Genomic DNA, 23,803 nt, shown 5'->3' with positions numbered 1-23,803 from the left:
CCGATAGCTCCGCTGCCCGCAAGGGCATGGCAGGAAGGAGAATGCCGTGAATATTAACCAGTTGGAAACACTGGTCACCATATCCAAAACGATGAGTTTCCGTAAGGCAGGCGAACTGCTGAATTTGACCCAGCCGGCCGTGTCCGCGCAAATCAAAAGCCTTGAGGAAGAGTTCCGCACGGTGCTGGTCGACCGCAATCAGCCGGTGACGCTTACCGACAGCGGCTTTATTTTTCTCCAGCATGCGGAACGTATTCTGCAAACGGTTGAGGATTTGAAGCAAAGGCTCGGCGATTTGAACCAGACGCCGCAAGGCCATATTCATATCGGCACGACAACGTCGATTGCGATGCAAATTTTGCCCCGGGTGCTGTCTTATTTCCAGAACCAGTATCCGCTCATCAAAACAACGATCCACTCGATGACCTCGTCGCAAATTATGGCCAGCGTCGAAAACGGCACGCTCGACATCGGCATCGGCTATTTGTTCGACAAGCACCCGGCGCTGGAAACGTCGATCTTGTACTACGATACGTTCGAGCTTGTCGTGGCGCCTAGTCATCCCATGGGCAATCTGCGCCATACGACGGTGGACGCGCTGAAGGATATTCCTTTTATTATGCTTTCTCCGGAAACGGCCGGCCGCCGGTTCGTCGATCAGGTGTTCCACAAATACAAGATCGAGCCGCCGATCGTGATGGAGCTGTCGAGCAGCGAGGAAGTAAAACGGATGGTGGAGCTCAATCTCGGCGCTGCAATTATCTCGAAGCTGTCGATCGCAAACGAGCTGAGGCTGGGCACGCTCAAAATGATTCAGGTCAACGAGCTGGAGCTGACGCATCCGATCGGGGTCATGACCAAGGCGGGCAAATACATGAGCTCGGCGATGCAGCAATTTTTGCTCGACCTGAAAGGGATGCCGGAATCAAACTTCATCGGCTCGGAATAACGCTGAGTCCTGTTGGCCGAGTGAAGATCGGGACCGCAGGATACAATGATACTTGACGACGCTCTTGTACGCGCCGGCGCTTTAGTCCATGCCCTCGGCGCAGCTTTGCTCCGCAAAGCTTCAGCCACTTACGAAGCAAGTTTTGCTCTGCAAAACTTCTTAGGAGGATCTTCCCATGAAATTCGATCTGCACACCCACCACTTCCGCTGCGGACACGCAGACGGAACAATTCGCGATTACATCGAAGCAGCCATCAGCCACGGGCTCCAAGTGATCGGCATTTCCGATCATTCCCCCTATTTCGCCGAGGAAGAGGATCAGCCATGGCCGGGCATTACGATGGCCACAAGCGACTTCGGCAATTACGTAGCCGAAGTGCTAAAGCTGAAGGAGGAGTACAAAGACCGGATCGAAGTGCTGCTTGGCGTCGAGTCCGACTTTTTCCCGGAGCACGCAGACGTATATCGGCGCATGTACGACCAGTATCCGTTCGACTACATCATCGGCTCGGTGCATAAGTCCGACGGGATCAGCATTTTTAACAAAAACCGCTGGAAAGGGATGAAGGACGGCGAGAAGGTACGGCAAAAAGAGATCTACTACGACCTGATCCGTCAGTCCGCCCAAAGCGGCATGTTTCAAATTCTCGGCCATATCGATGCGATGAAGGGGTATTTTCCGGCGTTCTCGGAAATACCGACTGAGGCGGTCGACGAAACGCTCCGCGTGATCGGGCAATGCGATATCGCAATTGAAATCAATACGTCAGGCAAAATGAAAGACTGCGGCGGCTGGTACCCGTCGGACGATATTCTCGAGCGCGCCCTCCATTACGGCGTAGCGGCTACGTTTGGCTCCGATTCCCACGTTCCGAGCCGCGTCGGCGACGAATTTGAAGAAGTGGCGAGGCGTTTGAAGGAAATCGGCTTTAAGGAATGGGTGTTTTTCCGGCAAAAGCAGCGCTGCATCGTTCCTTTGTAATGGGACCGACGAGCGAAGACAGCCAGCGCGAGAGCTATGTCCAGAGCAAAACGAAGAAGCTTCCAGCCCACCTGCGAGTGGATCGGAAGCTTCTTTATTTTCAAAAGGCGGCGGCCGTTTTGCGGATCGCCCGAATCACATCGTCGCAATCCTCGTCCGTCATATGCTGGTGCAAGCCGATGGCGATGGCGCGGCCGAGCCAATCGAGCGTTTTCGGACACATGTCCTGCGAATACTCGACATTGCCTTTATAGCTTGCGCAGTTCCATGGCGTGTCGCGCTCCGACGCTCCCCGTTTCTCCATCACATACGTCCAGTTTTTGTAAATATGACGGTCGGCAAAACCGTTGTTGTCGATGGTGCCGTTCGGGATGCCTTCGCGTGCCAGCCGCTGCGCAAATCGCCGCGCCAGCTCCGCCGTCGGCAAGTAAAAAACGAGGCTGTACGAAACATCCCCCTGCGGATCGGGGATCGGCTGCAGCCGGATTTGCGGCAAGTCGCCAATCGCCGCCGTAATCGACGATTTGATATGCCGCAATCTCGAGACGATCGCGTCGATCCGGCCCGACTGTGCCAGCGCCAGCGCCGCGTGAAGCTCGCTCATCCGGTAGTTTTCGCCCGGGAATGCCGGCTGCTTGTTCTGCGCGTTCATCCCCCAATAGACGAAAGCGGAATCGTGGTAAATGCTAGCCCGCTCATGCAGTGTATCGTCGTTCGTGACAACCAGGCCGCCTTCCCCCGCCGTAACCAGCTTATATTGCTGGAAGCTGAAGCAGCCGGCCCGGCCGATTGAACCGAGCGCCCGTCCCTTGTACGAGCCTCCGTTGGCCTGCGCCACGTCCTCGATAACGACCAGCCCGCGGCGGCCGGCGATTTCCATAATTTCATCCATCCGGCAAGGAACGCCGCGCATATGGACCGGAATAACCGCCTTCGTATACGGCGTGATTGCCGCCTCCAGCGCCACCGGGTCCATCGTGAGCGAATCGTCGACCTCGACGATAACCGGCACCGCCCTCGCCAGCAGCACCGCCGCCGCCGTCGCGATGTACGTGTAAGCCGGGACGATCACTTCGTCCCCCGGCCCGACACCTGCGCCGATAAGCGCGGATACAAGCGCCGATGTGCCGGCATTAACCGCCAGCGCGTGCTTCGCGCCGGTGCGCTCGCGGTACAGACGCTCCAGCCGGAACGCCTCGGACTGCTCCTTGTCGGAGCCGAGGAAGCGGAACACCCGCTTTTTGTCCAGCACGCCGAGCACCAGCGCCTTTTCTTCTTCCCCGAATTCCTCGCTGCTGTGCATGCCGAATCCCCACGGTTTCGTGCGAACCGGCTGATGATCGGTTTCTGAATTCATGTCGAATAGGTCCCCTCTCGTCTTATATGCTTATTGATAAGTTCCAGACCTTCCCAAGAACAATGCCCCTGCCATATGAACCTTTTTGATGGACAACCGCTGCTCCTTTCCCTTGTGGGGTTAGCTAATTAATTTACTAAATAAAATATATATCGACTTTTTCGTTTTGTAAATACATATCAGAAAATTAATTACAAAAATCCGGATATAACGGAACCGATTTTCCGTTATTCTGCACCAAAAAAAGCCGATAACGGAATATATTCCGCGATCGGCTTCTTTCTGCTCGTCCTATCCACATTCGCCAGAGGGTCCTGCTTTACTTGCCCATCGATTCAATAAACGACGTGCCCGCCAGCGTCAAAGCTCCCATGAGCCCTTGCCGGTCGCCGAATGTCGTCCGATCCAGCGCCATTCCGACCGTGGCGAACCGGTTCGCGCGCAGCAGCACCGTCCGTCTCACTTCCTCAAACACGATTGGAAACCGTTCGAACACCGGACCGCCCAAATAAATGATTTCCGGATTAAATAAATTGACGACATTGCTCAGCACGATGCCGATCGCTTTGCCGGCGGCTATGCAGACGTCGAGCGCGGTTTTATCGTTAAGGCCGTACGCTTCGGTGAGTGTAAGCGACCCCTGCGCTTTCCGGCGATACTCCTCCTCGAGCATCGGGTACGTGACGACATTTTCCAGACAGCCGTAATTGCCGCACATGCAGCGCCCTCCGCTCTCGTCGACTGTAATGTGACCGAGCAGTCCGCCGACATTGCCCGCACCCCGGAGCGGCTCGCCGCTGGTGTAGATGCCTGCGACGATGCCGTACGCCACATGCACGACGATAAAATCCGACTTGTCCTTCGCCTTGCCCGACAGCTTCTCTGCAAATGCCATCGTACGGCCGCTTTCCTCCAAATACACCGGGCAGCCGAACCGCTCCGACAGCGCAGCCGTGATCGGCACGTTGTCCCACCGGTTCAAATTCGGGATGTTCAGAATCGTTTGCCTGGAGCTATCGATAATCCCCGTCACGCTTACTCCGATCGCATCGACCGCATCCGCTCCGGCCGCTTCCAGAAACGTTCGGATTTTGTCTACCAGCTCCGGCAGCACCTCGTCCCCCTGGTCCAGCTCCGCGATTAAAAATTCCTCGGTCCGAATCAGCTCGTAGCGGTAGTCGGCCAGCGCAAGCCGAAGCCGGTAACCGCCGATATCGACGCCGAGAAACTTGTATTTGCCCGGGTTCGGATACAGCAGCACTTCCTTGCGCCCCAGGCCGGTGCCGACCCGTTCCCCTTCGTAAATATAATCGTCCAGCCCCAGCTTATGCGTTATTTTCGTAATCGAAGCTTGGGACAGTCCGGTTTTTTCCGCCAAAGCTTTGCGGGAGATGCCCCCGCTCTGCTGAATCGTTGTCAGTACGACTATCTCCGAGGCGTTGAGTTGCGTCACCACACTACAATCCCTTCGCGTTGTTTGTAGTATTGTAGCATATATAATTCACTTTGATAAATAATCTGGAAAGGGAGAAGACGACTTCCCGACAATAAAGCTGCAGGCCGATCCCTATTTCCGCTTAAAGGACGCCTTCATACGGGTGGTGGGTGACACTAACGGTTGAGCTGAGCATAACGGAAGCGGAACTTCCGCTAAACGGGAAAGTTCCCTGTTGCGCCCCCACTAACGGAACATGAAGTTCCGCTATAGGCTTGGGACGGACCGAATTCGCCCTCTTTTTGCGGGCTTAACGGAACTTTTGCTTCCGTTATCGGGGCGTTTCCACCCTCGCAGAAACAATAACGGAACAAACGGTTCCGTTATTCTTAAGCCAGACCAGGCAGGCACGCGAAAAACAAAGGCTCCCGCCGAACGAATTCGGCAGAAGCCTTTTGATCATCTATACTCTATCGCACCTCAACGGCCACTTCATCCGGCCGGTACACGGCCACGAGGCCACCTTCCCGGTCTGTGGCGAACATCACCGACCGTTCGCTTGGCAGGGCAAACTCGTACACGCGTTCCGTTGCCGGATCTTTTACCCGGATGGCGGCGCCTCTCCCGTATTCCGAAACGAACACGAACAGCGAACCGTCCCGGAACGCCAGCTTGCGTCCGTATACGCCGGCCAGATCGCCGCCCTGCTCCCAGACCAGCTCGGACCGGGCGCCGCACTCGGCTAAGACGTGCGCGTACAGCGCCCGCATCGACTCCGCCCTGTCGTTAAGCTCGACGGGTAAGCCTGTCCACAGCAGCTTTCCCTTCCCGATCCGAGCTTCAGTCAAGCCATGCGGCTCGTCTCCAGCCGCTCCGCCCGCGACGCTTCCGGCACAGGCCACTTCCTTGCACAGCTGCGCAATTTTCCGCGCGCCGTACGAGAGCGGCAGCGCCTTGCCGCCGATTACGAGCTCTTCCTCGCGCAGCACGTTCGCGAGCCGCCTTGTTCCGAGCTGCTCCGTCAGCCGCTCCACGGGCCGCCAATGCTCGTCGAGCCCGGCCGGGCCGGTCAGCAGCAGTGTACCGCCGTGCTCCCGCACATGACCGAGCAGCGTCTCTAGCGCCCCATCGCTGAAGTTGTGAGCGCTTGGCACGACGATCAGCTTGGGCGGTTGATCCGCCAGCGCGCTCAGCTCGTATTCGCTCATGGCGCGGAAATGAACGTTCAGCTCGTAGCAGAGCACGCGCGTCAAAGCGCTTGTCGCTTCAACGGCCAGCCTGCGGTTGGACAAATCGTTCGAGTACGGGAATACGACGACGACGTCCTCCAACGCGCGGCCCTCGAATAAATGGCCGATGTCGCCCATAAACTTGCCGAAATCGTACGAAACGTCCGCCTCCGGCTTTTGTGTGCCGTCCGCGCGCAGCGCTCCGATATTCGACTCGTTAACGTTGTTCATGTACATGTTCGTATGCCACAGCCATTGCACCGCTCCGGCGCCGCCGGTCGAGAACGAATAGGCGTATTTGCGCTCCAGAATGTTGCGCAGCTCCGTCTCCGACCGTTTCGCCCGGCCGTCCGGCGTTTCCACGTACATGATCCCGGTTTCCTGGATCAGATTCGGCTTATACGGCGTCTTGGTAAAAATGCCGTCCCATACGAGCTGATCCATCAGCCACCACGAGTGGTTCGTCGTATAATCGACCGAGCTCTCATACAGCAGCGGGGAAGGCCGCTGCGCTCCTAGCGCTTCGTCCTGGCCGACCGTAATGAGCTGGCCGGGCGCGATTGCGCGGATCGTCTCGCTGAGCTCCGCCGTCCACCGGTTCAGCATCTCCATGCCGAACAGCGAGTAATCGAGCCAGCGCGTCCCTTTTTTGCCGGAATGCATGTCCTGAATGTCGAAATTGATCTCGCCCGGCTCCGGCGGCGAAACGGCTTCGAAGCTCGGCAGCTCGGCAGGCGTATAGCCCCACCGCGTCTGAAGCTCGCGAATCGAGCCGTAGCGGGATTTCAGCCAGTCGATATAGGCCTTCTTTTCGAAGCTGTCCCGGCTGCTGCGCGGTCCTTCGAAAATGCGCTTCGGATCGAACATCGACGGCTCGTTGATCAGATCCCAGTGCACGTTTGCCGTTTCCCGGTGCCTCGACACAACCGCCGCGATTAACCGCTTCTGCGCCGCCACGCTGCGCGGATCGATATACGGATTCGTGCCCTCCCACAGCTCAGGAGTAAACGCGAAAAAGTTAAACGTCACCTCAAGCTCATGCCGTTTGCAGGTCAAAATGAAGGCGTCGATCGCACGAAGCACCTCCTCCGACGGATGGCCGTCTTCGTACATGACGTGACGGTAGCCGGTCCAGATGCCGGTGCGGATCATATTGATGCCCGCCCGCTTCATCTCCGCCATATCCCGGTCCCACACGGAGACGTTCGGCATAAAAATAAATTTGCGCGCCACGTCGGACGTCATGTACGTCATCCCGACGATCGGCAGCGGCTTGCCGTTTTTGCGGAAATAGTCGCGGTCGCATGTGAGCGCCTCGCCTTGCGCAAGCAGTTCGCGATCGAAGCCCCATACCGCTTGGCGCAGCAGCCGTACTTCGCCCTTGTCGGAGACAGCCGTAAGCTGCGCCGTATACAGGCCCGCCTCCAGACCGGCAGGTACGGTGACCGGAAGCATCGTCAGCTCCCGGCTGCCCGCGACATCAAACGTATGGGTCCACTCCGCTTCGCTTCCGTCCGCCGTCTGTTTGCCGAACCGAAACGTGCAGCTCCAGCTTTCATTCGTCTCAGCATCCGTCGAAGCGGCGCCGCCAAGCTGCTGAAGCTGGAAGCGGAATTTCGCCCGGTCGCCCGGATCGTACGAAGCATAAAGCGGCAGCAGCCACATCTCGGTGACGCCCCGCGAGCAGAAATCCGCCAAAGCGCGGAAAGCAGCCGCTCCGTCCTGCGACCAGAACTGCGACGTTAGCCGCTGATTAACAAACAGCCAGCGAGCCCCGGCGAACGTTCCCTTGGCGTGTTCGATCAGAACGACAGGAGCAGCTACTTCCCGCTTGTCCGGGGATATGCCTTTGACGAGCGGATATAAACGCGCATCCATCGGCCCGGCAGAGCCGCTTTCGTGCGGAATGTCGCTGGACCGCGTGACGTGCATGACCAGACTATATGTCGGCTCCACGGTAAGCAGCCCCGTATACGGCGCAAATAGCGGAATTTCGTCGAGCGCGGCCAAGCTTTCGATCGGAGCCGGGTCGACCTGCATCGCTTCATGAATAAGCAGCTGCCGGTGATAAGCCGTTTGCTCCGATTCGCAGGTCCAGCCGGCCTCGCTCCGGTATACCGGAAACCGGAACGGAGCGCCACCGGCGCTCACTAGTCCCCCGCCTCGCTGCAAATAGTCCAGTATCGCCGTCCAGGCGTCCTTCGGGAAGTACGGCGCGTGCAGGTTAACGAAGCAGCCGCCTTGCGTCGACAGCAGCAGCTCAGCCAGCGCCTCACCATCCGTGATTGTCGCCGAAGCGGCGAGTCGATCCAACAACGCGGCATCCGGGCGGTCGGAAGCGATTGGGAAGAGCGGGTCGTAAAACACGATCGTGCGGTTCATAGTCCATCTCCTTCATATACAAAACTGCGAAAAAAGCGCCAAAAGGGGAACGAACTCCTCTTTTAAGCGCTGCTTTTCGTTTGGGCATAATCGTTCGTAGGCTGACTCCACTTTTGGGGGATCAGTGTTTCGGGGCCCCCGAAAAGTACCCGGAATCTCCTGCGAAGCGTCGCGTCACTTTTTGGGGAATCTTATTCCATTCTCAGCCGCTTATACTGTCTCACCAAGCTATCCTCGTGCTGCACCATCCAGTCGGCGAGCGACTGCCGCATTTCCGCCAGAGCGCCCGTGTAACTCTCGTCGCCGATCAGGTTCGTCATTTCGTGCGGATCGACGGACAAATCGTACAACTCGTCCAGATCGCCGCAGTTAAACACGTACTTGAAATGCCCCTTGCGCAGCATACGCTGCGTAAACATCGCCGCCTCGAGACCGGCGCCCTCCGTGACGACGCAGTCCGGCCAATCCTGCACGGCTTCGCCAGCCAGCATCGGCGCGAACGAACGGCCGTCCGTTCCTTCAGGCGGTGCGCCGGCTCCCGCCAAATCGAGAATCGTGGCGTGGATGTCGCAAGTGCCGACTAAGCTCGATTCCGTGCGGGAGGCAACCTCTGCCATTCCCGCAGCCGGCTTGACGATAAGCGGAATGCGGCACGTTTCCTCGTACATGAAAAACGACTTGTCGCACAATCCGCCGTGAATGCCCAGCGATTCGCCGTGGTCGGCGGTAAAAATAATGACCGTGTTGTCGTACAAATCGTGCTGCTTCAAGTAAGCGATCAGTCTGCCAACCTGTTCGTCGATGCTGCTCATGGCCGCATAGTAATGTTTAATATACGGGACGAAGTCGGCCCATTCCTTCGTATTGCCTCTTTTGATTTGATGAATCGACGGTTTATCCTTGCCGTCGTCGTAGAAGTTCGGCCACGGCTCCAGCTCCACGTCCCGGTACATATCCAGAAAACGCTTCGGCGCGATATAAGGCTCGTGCGGACCCCAGAAGTTAAGCGAGAAGAAAAACGGCTGGTCTCTCTTACGGAAATCGTCGATAAAATGGATCGCGCGCTCCGTCAAGAAGTATTCGACCGTAGACTCGATCGGCGACGTCAGCTCGGAAGCGTAATGCCATTCGAAATGGCCGGTAATTTTGTTCTCTTCCTGCCACGTCAAGCCGTTATCCTGCAAATACTGACGGAACTGCGGGTAGGTCATCCCCCCGCCGCCGTGACCGGCAAAATCGTCGCCCTCGTAGCCGACGTCGGTCGGGAGCGATTTGAACCCTCCGGCAATATCGGCAAAACGGACATGCGCGAGGTTGCCTCGCAGAAATTGTCCCATTTCCGGTCCGAAGCCGAGATGCCACTTGCCGGTGTAACCGATGCTGTACGATTGCTGCTGCAATTGCCGGCTAAGCAGTCTCGGCGTGTCGGGCAGCTCCTGCACCATGCTGCCCATGCCGTAGCTGTTCGTCTGCATCCCGTGCTTGAACGGGTACAGACCGGTCTGCATCGACGCTCGGGCCGGCGTACATACCGGACAGCTCGCATAAGCGTTCGAGAACACGACGCTTTCTTCCGCCAAACGGTTCAAATGCGGCGTTTGACAGACAGTGCCGCCGTAGCTTTTCAGCGTGTCGACCCGCTGCTGGTCGGTCTGGATAAATAAGATATTCGGTCTGCGCTTTGCTGTCTCCGTTTGCCCCTGCGTCATACAATCATCCGCCTCCCAAAATGGTAATCCTGTAGCAGCATGCTGCAAGCCATCAGCGCTCCAGCTTCATCCAATGAAACACGCACTCGGCGAACAAGCTGTTCGCCCAAGCGAACCACGAACGCGTAAACTTGGCGGGATCGTCCACATCGAAGCCTTCGTGCATATAGCCGGTATCCGCGTCGGTCGCCAGACAGGTTTCGATGAGCGACCAGATCTCGTCCGGATCGCCGGACGTGAGCGCCTGCATCGACAAGGCGATATGCCATATATAACGGTGCGGCGTATGCGGACTGCCGATTCCTTTTGCCTGACTGCCTACGTAATAGTACGGGTTATGCTCGCTCAGAACGAACCGCCGCGTATTCCGTACAACCTCGTCGTCCTTATCCTTGTAGCCGAGATAAGGGATCGACAGCAAGCTCGGCACATTGGCGTCGTCCATCAGATTATGGTTGCCGAAGCCGTCCGTTTCGTACGCGTATATTTTGCCGAATTCCGGATGCAGCACCGTTCCGTACGTTTCGATGCCGTATTCGATCTCTTCCTTCAGCGCCAGCGCGTCCCGCTTCAAGTAGTTGTCCTGGAACACGGCTTCGGCAATTTCCGCTATATGGCCGAGAGCGACGGCCGCGAACATATTGGACGGGATTAAATAACCGAACGTACACGCATCGTCGCTCGGACGAAAGCCGGACCACGTCATGCCCGTATACTGGACCGGCATGCCCATGCCGTTATTGCGAAGCGTGTCCGACTTCGGTCCGGTGAGGCGGGTAAACCGGTAGGTCGACTGCTCGAAGTGGCGCTGCTCCGTAACCCACAAGCGGATTATGGTGCGAGCGGCCGTGCGGAACGATTCGTCCAGCGCCTCTTTCCTGCCCGTCGCTTTCCAATACGCATAGGCGAGCTCGATCGGATAACAAAGCGAATCGATCTCGTATTTGCGCTCCCAAACCCACGGGTTCAGCTCCGTCAAATCTTCCTCGTAGCGGCGATCGTTCGCCTCCGCGTTAAACGCATTCGCATAAGGATCGATGCCGATATAATAAAACTGGCGGCGCAGCAGTCCTTCGATCAGACTTTGCAGCGTCTCGTCCTCTTTAGCCAGCGGTACGTAATGGCGGACCTGCGCGCTCGAGTCGCGCAGCCACATGGCCGGAATGTCGCCTGTAAAAACGAACGTAGTGCCGTCCGGCATCCGTTTCGTCGTCGTTTCCAGCGTGTTGACATAACATTGCTTGAACATGCGCAGCAGCTTCGGATGATGAGCCAGCTTGCGGTCCGCTTCTTCGAACAGCTTCTCGATTGCTTGTGGAAGTTGCATCGTATAGTCTCCTTCGTGCATTATGCAAATGGCTTCCGCGCCGGATGGCCGGAAAGGCCGGCCTCCTCCCGCTCCAAGTAGCGGAAGGAGTTCCGGTTGTATCTAGATAATCCTGGTGCTCGGTCGACTCAAGATAAGCAAATGCCCAAAGTAACGATTTCGCTGCCCCGAACGGCCACGCTCGCTGACGAGTCGTCCGCCTCGATCGCCTCGCGGCGATCCTCTAGCACAGCGCTTTTGTAAAATCCGTTTGCACCCGGTATGCGACATGTCAGGCTCGTCTCGCTGCCGGACATGTTGAACCAGCGAACCATCCAATCTCCCGACGCTTCGCCAAGCTTCAAGCTGGAGAATGCCATCGCCTTGCCGCTCCATTCCAAGAACGAATGCGTGGACGGCAGCGTTCCGGCAGAAGCTTCGGTTTGCACCGTTTGCCACGGAATTTGGTACTGGTATGCTTCCTCGTAGGCGGCGTACGCAAGTTCTTCCCCGCCTCCGGCATGAGGGATCAGGCACAGCTCGGCCGTGCAAGCCATCAGGCACTGCGCTTCCGGCGTATGGAATACGCCCCAGTCGCCCAGTTCAGCCGTGGAACGCAGCAGCGTAACGGCGATCGTCGAACGTCCGTCGCGAAGCACTTCGTATTCCTGAAGGCCGTGATTCGCCACAGTCATGCCGCGCGTTTCGTCATGTACGCTGGCGAAAGCGTGTTGATGCTGGCAGTTGCTCGGATTTTTCCACTCCGCCGCAGGCTCGGTATCCCGCTGCGCTACCTCGAAAATCGAGTCGGCCCGGTGAACCGCGGTAACCGCGTCCGTCGGAACGAGCATCCGCAGCCGGTGATCCTTCGCCTTGTTGTCGAACGCCGCGCTGACGAGCACGCCGCGCCATTCCGCTTCGAGCCGGACCGTTACGCGAATGTCCATCTGCACGGTCTCCAGGCTCCGGCCCGCTTCCCGCATCGTGAAAGGCGTGATTTCTTCGATTTCCGTATGCAACCGCTCGTCGGCCGACACCGGAATATCCATCTTGTGCACGATCTCGAACGAAGCCCGGTAGCCTGCATCCTCGATCAAGCGGATGTCCGCCGCTTTCCCTTGCGTCGTTACCGTCACGCCGTCGGCGGTTTGCTTGTAAATATATTCGTTGCCCACGTCTCCCGTATCCTCGAGAACGCCAAGTCCTGCAAATACGCGGCCGCTCGTCTTCTCCGTAACGGTCAGCGATCCGTCGTTCTCGATCGCCACTTTCAAATACCGGTTTTCCAGCTCACGGCCGCCTGCGGCAACCGGCTCATAGCCTGCGCCGGATTCGGCGACAGCGTAAACGCCCGTTACCCATGCGAACGACTGGTATCCGAGCGACGGCACGCTGCTAGCGTGGAACGTAAGCCGGATTTTGCGTCCCATATAAGGCTGGCGGAACCGGTCATCGGGCAGATCGTAGCCGAACTGTACGCCTAAGTCCTCGAGTGTATGCGGCACAACCGCGCCCCGGTCATCGACGAGCGAACCGGCAGGAAGCGGCTTCGCCTTCAGCTCGCGCGCGATCTGATCCGGCGCTCCGGCGCTGAAATATTTCCGTTCGATCGTAAGTTCTACGGAAACGGTGCCCGAACGCTTCCAGCCGGACGTATTAAACACGACAAACGGATGAGCCCCCCCGTCGCCATACCCGGCAAACTTTGACGTATCCGCATGCGAAACGATCGCCTGCAAGCTGTCCGCCACGATGTTTGCCGCCACTTGGCCGCTTTTCTCGAAGCGCGTAACCATCTCGCGATGCACTTCGTCTACGCTGCAGCCGCATATGCTGTCATGCGGATGGTTCTGCATCAGCGTCTTCCAGCCGTATTCCAGCAAATGGCCCGGGTACGAGTGGCCAAGCGAAGAAGCGAATGCCGCCAGCGGCTCCGCGACCTTCTCAAGCAGCGTCTGGACGCGGTGATTCATCTGCTTCAAATAAATGCGTGACGACGCCGTATTGACGAGCGTATACCAGCCGGCCGTCCGCTGGCTGCGCAGCTCTCCGCGGATGACGGACAGATCGGCGGGCAGAGACGCCTTGACCGCGTTCACATAGTCCTCGAAGTTCGAATGCACGAACTTCACGTCAGGGTACAGCTTCTCCGCCGTGCGGATCGCTTCGGACATATCGGTCTGCACCGGCTGATGGTCGCAGCCGTTCATGAACAGCAGATGCGGCGTGGAGGCAAACTTGTCCGCGCTGCCCAGCTTCGCGTCCCAGTACTTTTTCGCCGCTTCCGGGTCGGTCGGCACTTCCATGCCGTTGCAATACCAGTTCGCGAACAAAATGCCGAGCACGCTCGACCCGTCCGGAGATTGCCACATCATTTCCGAATAAGGAGACTCGTATTCACCCGGTTCTCCGACCGTATTGTTGAACCCGGTCGGCGTTACTCCGCGGCCGAATACGGCGGTGTCGATACCGGCCTGAAGCAGCAGCTGCGGGGCTTGCCCCATGTTGCCGAACGAATCGGGGAAATAGCCGATTTTGCATATCGCTCCGTACTTCGCCGCGTCGAGGTGTCCGTATTGCAAATTGCGGACGTTCGCCTCGCTGCTTGTCAAAAACTCGTCCTGAAGCACATACCAAGGGCCGATAACGAGCCGTCCTTCGGCAATATGCCGGGCGAGCCTTTCCTTTTGGTCGGGCCGTATGGCGAGATAATCGTCCAGTATGATCGTTTGTCCGTCCAGATGGAAGCTGCGGAACTCCGGATCACGCTCCATCGTATCCATCAGCGTATCCATCAGCTTGACGAGCAGATGACGATGCGTCTCGAACGGCAAATACCATTCTCTGTCCCAGTGGCTATGCGATATAATGTGGGCCGTTTTCACTTGATATATGTCCTCCCTTGTATCCTGATCGATCCTTTGTATCTATGCCCGCATGGACGCAGAAAAGAGAGGCGCGGACCTCTCTTTTCTTGTTGGCTCAGGCTCCCGCCTGCTGCCCCAGCTCTGCGTACCACCGGCGAACGTCCTGCTCCAGGCGGCTTGCGATATCGGGATATTGGTCCTTCAGATTCACGCGCTCGCCCGGATCGGCTTCCAGATCGGACAAATGAATCTCATCCGGCTGCGTCCGGTTGAAATCGAGCTTGCCGCCCAGCACGAGCTTCCATTTGCCTTCGCGCACGGCGAGCTGGCTGCCGTACTCCCAGAATATTTGACTGTGCGGCGTGGCAGCTCCTTCCGTCGCCATCTTCACGACGCTGGTGCCGTCGATTTCGCCGGCCACCGGCGCCGGAAGTCCCGCAAATTCGAGCACCGTCGGCACGATGTCGGCCATCATGCCCGCTTCGCTGCATACTTGCGCGGACGGTATCGCCTTCGGATAGACGAGAATCGCCGGCTCGCGAATGCCGCCCTCGAACAGGGATGCCTTGTGTCCGCGGAAAATGCCGGCGCTGCCGCCGTAGTACACATCCTCCGTGCCGTCCAGGAAGTTGCGCGCTTCCGAGGAAGGGCCGTTGTCGCTAGAGAAAAAGATGATCGTGTTGTCGTACACGCCGGCCCGCTTCAGCGCGGCAACGATGTCGCCCACGCCGTCGTCCACGGCGGAGATCATAGCCGCCATCAGCATACGGTCGTACGGCAAATGACTGTAACGCTTCATGTATTTTTCCGGGGCATGCATCGGATAGTGCGGAGCGTTATAGGCCGCATACAGGAAGAACGGCTGCTCGCTGCCCTGCTCGATGAAGTCGACCGATTTGTCGGTAATGATGTGGGTCATGTATTCGCCGTCGCGCCATACCTCTTCGCGGTTGCTCCACAAATCGTGCACCGGGTTGACATTCGGTACGCCCCAGTAAAAAATATGCGAATAATAGTCGATACAGCCGGCGTGGAAGCCGAAGTAATCGTCGAATCCGCGCGCGTTCGGCTTGGCGTTGTCAGCCGATCCGAGATGCCACTTGCCGTACAGAGCGGTCCGGTAGCCGGACTGCTTCAGCCGTTCGGCCAGCGTCTTCTTTTCCTGCTTCAGCCCGCCGGTTCCTCGCTTGCCGCCAAGAATATGGCTGACGCCGGCTTTGGCCGGATACAGACCGGTGAGCAAGGCGGCTCGGGACGGCGAGCAGACGGGCGAATTGGAATACCAGTCGGTAAAACGAACCCCGTCCTGGGCAAGCGCGTCCAGATGGGGGGTCCGAATGACATCGGACCCGTAGCATCCCAAATCGCCATACCCCAGATCGTCGCAATAAATGACAACGACATTCGGTTTAGTCACAGCGATCACACCTTTAAGCGATTTATTTGGTTTTGTTCCAGCGATCGTAAGCGTCTTGGTAAATTTTCAGCATCTCGTCGAGGCCCATCTTTTTGATCGTATTCACATAGTCGTCCCATTTCGTCAGCGGCTCTTGACCGACGATGAATTTCGCTTCCATTTGGTCGACGTACGTTTTGATGTCGGTTTTAACGACGTTCAGACGTTTTTGCTCTTCGTTGCTGAAGTATACGTCCGGATAATCGCGTTTCGCGAAAGGATCGAGCTTATCGAGCACCATCTTGTTGTAATCCGGCGCTTTGCCGTTATCCCGCTTCGAGTCGAAATCTCTTTCCTTGATGAGCGGCAGTTGTCCGCCTACGTCCGGAGTCAGCTTGCCGCGGTATTCTTCGGCGTTGACGCCTTCCGGAGATACGAACGTCCATTTTGTTTTCGCGTCGTCGAGCCATTTGTAGCTGTTGCCGAGGAATCCGAGACGGCTTCCTTCGTCCGAGTACAGGTAGTCGACCCAACGGATCGTCGCTTCCGGGTTTTTGTTCTGATTCGTGATCGCGAACGTACCGCGGCGAATGTTCGAGGCGCGAAGGGCAAGCTTCTCGCTGCTCACCGGGCTCGTCAGAGGTCCGAGCATCGGGTGCTTCAGGTTGTCTTCCGGCTTCGCTACTTTCAGCACGAGGTCCGGAGCCGAGCCGGCGAATACGCCGAGCTGATTGCTGTTGCCTTTGGCGGCCATTTGCTGCGACGTTTGCACGAACATTTCGCCATCGAGCAGCTTTTCCGAGAACAGCTTGTTCAGGTAGGCCAAATATTCCTTATAGTTCGGTTGAACCGGGTTGTAGCGGACTTTGCCGTCCTTCACCTCGACCTCGCGGCCAAGCAGGCCGAATGCCGGAAGCAGGACGCCGTCGAAGTTGTTCAGCTTGACGTTGGACATTGGAATTTCGTCGGCTTTGCCGTTTTTGTTCGGGTCGCCGTTTTTGAACGCCTTGAGCAGCTCGTACAGCTCGTCCGTCGTTTGCGGCACTTTCGTGATGCCGAGGCTTTCCATCCACTCGCCGTTGATCCAGAACCGGTTCGGCACGAAGGCGCGCGGCTGGTCGATGATCAGCGGCAGCGAGTAAATATGTCCGTCCATAGCCGTAATCGATTTTTTGATATCCGGGTTCGCTTCCATCCGCTTCTTGAAGTTAGGTGCGTACTTCTCGATCAGCCCTTCGAGCGGGATCAGGTAGCCTTGGCTTCCGTAGGTTACTTCGTCGTCGGGAGTCAGTCCCGCGTTGAAGAATACGTCCGGCAGCTGACGGCTCGCAAACGCGAGGTTTTTCGCTTCCTGGTAGTTCGCGGCCGGAGGCGTGTTGAACTCGAAATGAATGTTCGTCATTTTTTCCATTTCCTTGAACAGCGCCATTTCGTTCCAAGGACCGTGAATCGCCGCTTTCGCGCCCATCATGTTCAGCGTAATTTTGTCGTTGACGATCGGATAGTTTTCGGCATTGAAATTTTTCGGCGCTCCGCTGCCTTCCGTTTTCGGAGCCTCGTTCGTTTTGCCGGAGCAGCCTGCGAGCAGAACAGCGCCGCTTACTGCGGTAACCATGCTTACTTGAAGCCATTTCTTCATCTTCGTTTTCCCCTTCCCTTTTTGCAAGGTTATTTGTATAAGATGATTCCTAGTATATGTGAACCGTTCCCGTCAGCCTTTGACGGAACCGATTAACACGCCTTTCATGAAAAAACGCTGCATGAACGGGTACACAACAATGATCGGCAAGCTCGATACGATCATGACCGCATATTTGATAATGTCGGCGATTCTCGCCTGCTTGGCCATCGCTTCCATATCGTCCCCGGTCATCATCATCGTGTCGCTCATCTGGTTTTGTACGAGAATTTCGCGCAGGATAAGTTGAAGCGGGTACAAGCTTCTGTCCTTCAGGTAAATGATCGCGCTAAAGTAGCTGTTCCAGTGGGCTACGCCGTAATACAGCGCCATTACCGCGATAATCGGCGCGGACAGCGGCAGCACGATTTTAACAAACAGCATCGTATTCGAGCAGCCGTCGATTTCCGCCGACTCTTGAAGCTCCCGCGGAATATTCGTCTGGAAGAAGGTACGGCATATGATCAGGTTGAAAACGGCAACCGCATTAGGGATTACAAGCGCCCAAACCGTATTCAGCATGCCGAGATTGCTGACAAGCAGGAAGGTCGGAATCAGACCGCCGCCGAAAAACATCGTAAATACGATCAGTCCCATCATGACGCCGCGCCCCTTCAAATCTTTGCGCGATAAGGCGTAAGCGCCCGGAATTGTGAACAGCAGGTTGATAAACGTGCCGAGCACCGTGTACATGATCGTGTTGCGGTATCCGATCCAGATTTCCGGATTTTGAAAGACGCGTTGATAGCCCTCGAACGTGATTCCTTTCGGAAACAGCCACATCTGGCCCTGGTTCACATAGACCGGATCGCTGATCGAGGCGCTGACTACATAAACGATCGGATATAGGACGATAATGAGAATGGCGAACAAAAACAGTTTGTTAAAGGCGCCGAATATCCGGTCCGACAAAGCTTCTCTATTCATTGTTGACCACCTTCCCTTACCACAAGCTCGTTTCGTTCAACCTTTTGGCAATCCGGTTGACCGTGAGCAGCAAAATGAAGTTGATGACCGAGTTGAACAGACCGATCGCCGCCGAAAAACTGAACTGTCCTTGCACAAGACCGCTCCGGTATACGTAAGTGGAAATAACGTCGGACGATTCCAGGTTGAGCGGATTTTGCAGCAAAAATACTTTTTCGAAGCCGACGGACATGAAGCTGCCCACGTTCAGAATGAGCAAAATGACCATCGTCGGCACAATACTCGGCAAATTGATGTGCCATACCCGCTGAAACCGCGTAGCGCCGTCAATCATCGCCGCTTCATGCTGCTGCGGATCGACACCCGCGAGTGCGGCCAAATAAATGATCGTGCCCCAGCCCATGCTCTGCCATACGCCGGATAAGACGAATACCGACTTGAACCAACCCGGCTCGGTCAGAAACGGCACCGGTTCGCCGCCAAACGCCTTGATCGCCAGGTTGATAAGCCCCGAACCCGGGGAAGTGAAAGCGATAATCATACCGGCCATAACGACAACCGAGATGAAGTGCGGGGCATACGTTACAGTTTGCACCCATTTTTTGAACGCACCGTCGCGCAGCTCGTTCAGCGCCAGCGCCAGCAGAATCGGAACGGGAAAGCCGACGACCAGCTCGTACAAGCTGATGCCGAGCGTATTTTTGATCAGCGTCCAAAAATAGTATGAATCGAAAAACCGTTTCAAATGCTCCAGGCCGACCCAAGGACTACCCCAAATTCCAAGACTGGGCGTATAATCGCGGAAAGCGATCTGCACGCCGTACATCGGAAAGTAATGGAAAATAATAAAGTACGCCATCGTCGGCAAAACGAACAAATATAGCTCCCAATTTTTACGAATCGACTTCCATCCTCTGCGCCGCCCCGTTTGTTTCGATAGCTCCGGAGCTGCCCGCTCCGTCTTGACTGCCATGTCTTTCGTTCCCCCCAACTACTCGCGGTTTATGGAGTTTATGTTAACCCTGAGTTAGCGCTATCGTAAATTTGTAGTTCGTGTTTCGAGCTTGTTGCATTTGACAATCCCGCACGGTTCAAGGCATCCGGGGCACGGATATGTATTTCTTGCGGCGATTGTTGTTTTTTTTGAAAGGAACATTTGGTACAAAAAAAGACCTGCCCCGGTACACTTCCGTTTAGAAGTGGCCTCTGGGCAGGACAATCGGATCGGGCTCAAACGAACGAATACCGAAGCTTTAAGTGTTAAGCTTGCGGTATTGTCCGAGCGTAATCCCTTCTGAATTTTTGAATTTTCGCATAAAATTAGGTACGTCCGAATAACCGACACTGGCGATAATATCCTTGATTGCAATATCCGTAGTCCGCAGGAGGCGTTTCACTTCCTCCATCCGCAGCTGGGTGACGTATTCCGTAAACGTATAGCCGGTCTGTTCCTTCATGAAACGGCTGAAGTACGACAGCGACATCTGGAAATGATCGGATATTTTTTCCAGATTAAGATCGTACAGCTTGAAATTGTCGCCGATATAGCTCAAAATATCGCGTCCGAGCTCACTGTTTTTGTTTTCCTTGCTGGCGTTCGCGTGGTCGCAAATATCGCCGATCAACCCGTACATTCCTTTGCCGAGCTGTTCGAGCGACGTAAATTCGGTAAGCATCTGCCGGTGCTCCGGCTGGATTGTGAGCTGCAGCTCGTTCATCGTCCGCAAAAACGTATTGATCAGATCGAAGCACATGCAGCGCAAGTAAAACAGCGATACTTCCTTGCCCTTCAGATCGCCGAGCAGCGTTTGCAGCGAAGCTTTCGCCGCCTCCTTGTTGCCCTGCTTCATGCTCTGTACGAGCCGGATCTGCTCCTCCACGGAATACCAGTCACTGCTATCCTGAAGCTGCGAGATCTGATCGAAGAAGATGATGTCGCCCTTTCGCCCGCGGACGCTGTATTCGATCGCCGCCGACGCCTCGATATAGGACCGGTTGACATAAAGCAGCTCTGTTACCGGGTTGCCGACTCCAATCGAGGGACGAATGCCGCTGCACTGCTCGAACAAGCCCGCTATATCCCGAACGGCTTCCTCCTGGTAGACACGGGTGCAGTCGAAGCCCGCCTCTGTGCCTACGAGCATAACGATCGCGTTGTCCTGAATCATCTCGACCCCGTAGCGCTCCGCGTGCGGCAAATCCGCATCGGTTAATACACGGAGCAGCTCCTCCCGGCTTTGCGTGGATATATACTCGCCCCCGCCTACCGAAGCAACGGCCACGAACCAGGTCGTTCCCGCGAACTCGAACTTTTCCCGGGCAATAAAAGCGTCCAGCTCCTGCCGGTTCTGGAATGCGCCGGCCAGCAGCTTCACGAAAAACTGCTCGCGGATGATCGGCCGCTGCAAATCGATCTGTTCCATTAAATGCTCGGTCGCCCGGACCGAATCGCGGATCAGATCGAGCTCGCTAACTTTGCGCCCTGCCTCCGTGGCGGTACCGCCCTGCAGCGTGCGGACGTGATCCGCAATGCTGCGGATCGGCCGGTACTGGCGCGACGACAGCAGCATCGCGATGCCGATGCCTACCACGACGACCGCAAGACATACAAGCAGGATAAAAGTCCGCATTTCGAGAACGCGGCCAAGAAACTGGCTTGTCGGCATCGCCGCAACGTAGGACCAGCCGGTAATGCCGGACTTTACATTCATGAGCGAATAGCGCTCTCCTTGAAACGAAACGTCATGGATGCCCTGCTCGTCGTTCTGCGCGAGAAACTGCTTCGCATCCGCTCCGGCCAGCTTCGATTCGCGGCTGTTGGAGACGATGACGTTGTTTTGTGCGTCAGAGATGTAAACACTTCCATGAAAATCACCGAGTATCGGTCCGACCAGATCGGCCAGCACCCGCTCGCGCACGAAGAAAACAACCGTGCCGTAAGGCGACTGGCTGTTGCGCGGAATTGGAAACATAAAGGCGAGCATCGTCTGCTTCCCTTCGCTTCCGGATATGCGGGTGTCCATCCGCTGAATTTTCGCTAGCTGCAGCTCGTTCATCATCTTCATTAGGCTCGCCGAGTCCATATCCGTGAACTGAAACGTACGCTGCGTAAACGTATCGAACGAGTTCAGCCCGCCCGATGTATACAGCTGCGTATCGCCGTGGAAATACAGCGTCAGCTCATCGACGATCGCGTTGTTCGCCTTATACTTGCCAAGCTCCTCGATCGCTTCGATTTCCTTGTACGTGCCGTTCTTCACCATGAATGGCGTCAGCTTCGAATCGATCGACAAACGCGCCGCCGTATTGTCCAACCCTTTGGCCAGCAAGTCGAACGAGTTCATAACCTGATTAAGCTTGTACATATTGGACGACTCGATTTCGCTTTTGAACTTGACGACCGCATTGTAATAAACGACAACGCTCAAAATAAGGAACGGGATCGCGAATATGAGCACGTGCGACAAAAAGATTTGCTTGAACAAGCGGGAACGGCTTAGGCTTGATTTCAAAAGGCTGCCCTCCTTTTTGTCTGTTTTTGTCGATGTTTCTATTATAAGCGCAAACTTTCGTTTTAGTAAAACCGGCGGCCGTAATCTCGCCCTCAAAACCCTGGATAGCGATTACCCTGTACCGGACTCGTCCCCCGTTGCCGGGCTTCCCGTTTTACCGTACAATAGAGGCTGTAACGACCGCTATATTACTTTCGTCGTATTCGTCGCCAAGGAGTTGCATCTAGTGAAGAAGAAAGTATGGCTTGGTACACTGCTTGCCTTCGCGGCACTTATCATCGTGGCCGGCTACCGGTTTATGACGGACAAGAAAGCGGATCTCGTCATCATCGGCACGGAGCTCGAAGGGATGTACATGGCCAGACGGGCGCACGATCTCGGCCTGAAGGTCACCGTACTCGAGCCGGAGGAGAAGGTCGGAGGACAACTGCTCCTCGGCGAAATGCTGTATCTCGACGAGACGTTCGACGACAAGGGCAATTCGCTCGTTCAGGGCTCGATCAAGCAGCTTTTCCATGATTATTATGCAGGACAAATACGCAAGCTTGGCGATTTCGAGAACTATTTCGGGTCGCTGACCAAGCCTATACGGATCGTCAAACAAGCGAAGCTGACTGCGGCCAGCCGCGAGAACGGGGCCGTCCGGTCGCTCACCTATACGAACGACAAAGGCAGGGCACAAACGATCGAGGCCGATTATTTCGTGGACAATACCGATAACGGCGCTCTCGTCAACCTGCTTGGCGTCGAACGTTTGCCCGGCTTGGAAGCGCTTTACCAAAATCCGGAAAAAGAATATATGAGCGCCACCTATATGATGAAGTTTAAAGGCGTCGACTGGCAATCGTTTTATGGCTCGTTCTGGAAAATGAACAAAGCGGAGCGCATGACACTGTACGGCCCGGAAACATATGTGGACGCCAATATTGCCTACGGCTTCCCGCCGATCGTCGCCCGCTACGAGCCGAAAAACCCGGACAAGGTCAATCTGCGCGGGCTGAACATCCTGAACCAAAAAGATGGAGATATTATTATCAACGCCCTTCAGGTATACGACGTGGATCCGAGCGATCCAGCGACCGTGGAAAAGGCTATGGCTTACGCCCGCGAAGAAATGCCGCGCATCCGCGATCATTTGAAGCAGCATATTACCGGCTTCCAAAATCTCGAGCTGAACGGCGAGCCGGAATATTTGTACGTCCGCGAATACAATCATTACCCGACCGAGTATACGCTGGAGGCATCTGACCTGCTCGGCGGCGAGATGTTCTGGGACAACGTCAGCGTCGGCGGCTATTTCATCGATATTCAGGGCTCGCGCTCCAACCGCGAAGGATTCGCCATCGGCCGCCCGGACCGATACGGCATGCCGCTCCGCAGCTACTTGCTGAAGGAGACGGACAACGTGATTCTCACCGGCAAGCTGGTCGGCGCCACGCCGGTTGCCTACGGGAGCGCGCGTATCCAGCCTAACGGGGCTCTCGCAGCGGAAAGCATCGGCGTACTGCTCGCCCGTCTCGAGCATACGGGAATCGGGCTGAAGCAGGTAACGCCGGACATCATGAACAGCTTCCAACAGGAGATGCGCGACAAATACGGCGTCGAGCTGCAGCCGGGCAAAGGAGTAAGCAAAATCGAGGGCATGTCTCCTGAGGACATTGCTGAGCTGAATGCCGGGCATATTACGCTGCTTGCGAACCAAAATCAGGCGCGCACGCTGCCCTTCATCCGCGTCTATTACAATAACGAAGAAGTCAAATTTACGGCGCACAAGCCGGTGATCGTCGACGGTAAGACGTGGACGCCTGTGGAGGAGCTACTCACTGCATTCGGAGCGCGTAACATACGGATCGATCTGGACCGCGGGGAGATCCGCTACACGCAGGTGAACGATCCCGGCCGGCTGCGGACGATCGTAGCCCCGATTCATATTCTGAACAACCGGGTGCTCATCAACCTGCGCGAGATCAGCGATCTGTTCGGATATAAGACGTATTGGGATAATAAAAATCGGGTTATAACCATCTATAGCGATGAAACGGCACCCCCTGCGCTTTGAAAGCGTGGAGGGTGT

14 protein-coding genes are annotated in these 23,803 nt (G+C 56.2%); 3 read left to right on the top strand and 11 right to left on the bottom strand.

Annotation, left to right across the window (positions count from 1 at the left end):
• Positions 1 to 46: 46 nt before the first annotated feature.
• Positions 47 to 949, top strand: coding sequence for a LysR family transcriptional regulator (locus D7M11_RS08850; protein ID WP_120746840.1), 903 nt, complete (start codon positions 47 to 49; stop codon positions 947 to 949).
• Positions 950 to 1,124: 175 nt separating this feature from the next.
• Complete coding sequence (locus D7M11_RS08845) at positions 1,125 to 1,931, top strand: histidinol-phosphatase (RefSeq protein ID WP_120746839.1); 807 nt, start codon at positions 1,125 to 1,127, stop codon at positions 1,929 to 1,931.
• 100 nt (positions 1,932 to 2,031) lie between these two features.
• Here D7M11_RS08845 and D7M11_RS08840 read toward each other — a convergent pair whose 3' ends face one another.
• The 11 genes from D7M11_RS08840 to D7M11_RS08790 form a co-directional block, all read right to left on the bottom strand.
• Positions 2,032 to 3,288 (bottom strand): DegT/DnrJ/EryC1/StrS family aminotransferase, encoded by a 1,257-nt coding sequence (locus tag D7M11_RS08840; RefSeq protein WP_120746838.1) that lies wholly within the window; start codon positions 3,286 to 3,288, stop codon positions 2,032 to 2,034.
• A 319-nt stretch (positions 3,289 to 3,607) separates the two neighbouring features.
• Positions 3,608 to 4,744 carry an ROK family transcriptional regulator gene (locus tag D7M11_RS08835; protein WP_120746837.1) on the bottom strand — a complete coding sequence of 379 codons (1,137 nt, stop codon included), beginning with the start codon at positions 4,742 to 4,744 and terminating at the stop codon, positions 3,608 to 3,610.
• Positions 4,745 to 5,193: 449 nt separating this feature from the next.
• The gene (locus D7M11_RS08830) at positions 5,194 to 8,334 is read right to left on the bottom strand and encodes an alpha-amylase family protein (protein WP_120746836.1); all 3,141 of its coding nucleotides are present in this window, start codon (positions 8,332 to 8,334) and stop codon (positions 5,194 to 5,196) included.
• A gap of 191 nt (positions 8,335 to 8,525) precedes the next feature.
• Positions 8,526 to 10,043: a sulfatase family protein gene (locus tag D7M11_RS08825; protein WP_120746835.1), complete on the bottom strand. Its 1,518-nt coding sequence runs from the start codon at positions 10,041 to 10,043 to the stop codon at positions 8,526 to 8,528.
• Between the two features lie 52 nt (positions 10,044 to 10,095).
• Entirely contained in the window at positions 10,096 to 11,370 is a 1,275-nt protein-coding gene (locus D7M11_RS08820; protein WP_240041016.1) for a glycoside hydrolase family 125 protein, read from the bottom strand.
• A 128-nt stretch (positions 11,371 to 11,498) separates the two neighbouring features.
• A complete protein-coding gene (locus D7M11_RS08815; protein WP_120746833.1) occupies positions 11,499 to 14,243 on the bottom strand; it encodes an alpha-mannosidase in 2,745 nt (914 codons plus the stop codon).
• Positions 14,244 to 14,331: 88 nt separating this feature from the next.
• Positions 14,332 to 15,633 (bottom strand): sulfatase-like hydrolase/transferase, encoded by a 1,302-nt coding sequence (locus tag D7M11_RS08810; protein WP_120746832.1) that lies wholly within the window; start codon positions 15,631 to 15,633, stop codon positions 14,332 to 14,334.
• A 22-nt stretch (positions 15,634 to 15,655) separates the two neighbouring features.
• Positions 15,656 to 17,251 (bottom strand): extracellular solute-binding protein, encoded by a 1,596-nt coding sequence (locus tag D7M11_RS08805; protein WP_120746831.1) that lies wholly within the window; start codon positions 17,249 to 17,251, stop codon positions 15,656 to 15,658.
• A 72-nt stretch (positions 17,252 to 17,323) separates the two neighbouring features.
• Positions 17,324 to 18,217 carry a carbohydrate ABC transporter permease gene (locus D7M11_RS08800; protein ID WP_120746830.1) on the bottom strand — a complete coding sequence of 298 codons (894 nt, stop codon included), beginning with the start codon at positions 18,215 to 18,217 and terminating at the stop codon, positions 17,324 to 17,326.
• A 16-nt stretch (positions 18,218 to 18,233) separates the two neighbouring features.
• A complete protein-coding gene (locus D7M11_RS08795; RefSeq protein ID WP_120746829.1) occupies positions 18,234 to 19,190 on the bottom strand; it encodes an ABC transporter permease in 957 nt (318 codons plus the stop codon).
• Between the two features lie 280 nt (positions 19,191 to 19,470).
• Entirely contained in the window at positions 19,471 to 21,729 is a 2,259-nt protein-coding gene (locus D7M11_RS08790) for a helix-turn-helix domain-containing protein (RefSeq protein WP_120746828.1), read from the bottom strand.
• A gap of 226 nt (positions 21,730 to 21,955) precedes the next feature.
• Here D7M11_RS08790 and D7M11_RS08785 point away from each other — a divergent pair, with 226 nt between their 5' ends.
• Positions 21,956 to 23,788 (top strand): FAD-dependent oxidoreductase, encoded by a 1,833-nt coding sequence (locus D7M11_RS08785; RefSeq protein ID WP_158606520.1) that lies wholly within the window; start codon positions 21,956 to 21,958, stop codon positions 23,786 to 23,788.
• Positions 23,789 to 23,803: the final 15 nt, after the last annotated feature.

This window comes from Paenibacillus ginsengarvi (assembly GCF_003626695.1).
Classification (GTDB): domain Bacteria; phylum Bacillota; class Bacilli; order Paenibacillales; family NBRC-103111; genus Paenibacillus_AB; species Paenibacillus_AB ginsengarvi.
The sequence above is the reverse complement of the archived record's forward strand: the minus strand, read 5'-3'. Positions and strand labels throughout refer to the sequence as shown.

Bases quoted from the DNA above. Each gene is read 5' to 3' on its own strand.
- D7M11_RS08845 (WP_120746839.1), top strand. From the start codon at position 1,125: ATGAAATTCGATCTGCACACCCACCACTTCCGCTGCGGACACGCAGAC.
- D7M11_RS08840 (WP_120746838.1), bottom strand. From the start codon at position 3,288: ATGAATTCAGAAACCGATCATCAGCCGGTTCGCACGAAACCGTGGGGA.
- D7M11_RS08830 (WP_120746836.1), bottom strand. From the start codon at position 8,334: ATGAACCGCACGATCGTGTTTTACGACCCGCTCTTCCCAATCGCTTCC.
- D7M11_RS08825 (WP_120746835.1), bottom strand. From the start codon at position 10,043: ATGACGCAGGGGCAAACGGAGACAGCAAAGCGCAGACCGAATATCTTA.
- D7M11_RS08820 (WP_240041016.1), bottom strand. From the start codon at position 11,370: ATGCAACTTCCACAAGCAATCGAGAAGCTGTTCGAAGAAGCGGACCGC.
- D7M11_RS08805 (WP_120746831.1), bottom strand. From the start codon at position 17,251: ATGAAGAAATGGCTTCAAGTAAGCATGGTTACCGCAGTAAGCGGCGCT.
- D7M11_RS08800 (WP_120746830.1), bottom strand. From the start codon at position 18,217: ATGAATAGAGAAGCTTTGTCGGACCGGATATTCGGCGCCTTTAACAAA.
- D7M11_RS08795 (WP_120746829.1), bottom strand. From the start codon at position 19,190: ATGGCAGTCAAGACGGAGCGGGCAGCTCCGGAGCTATCGAAACAAACG.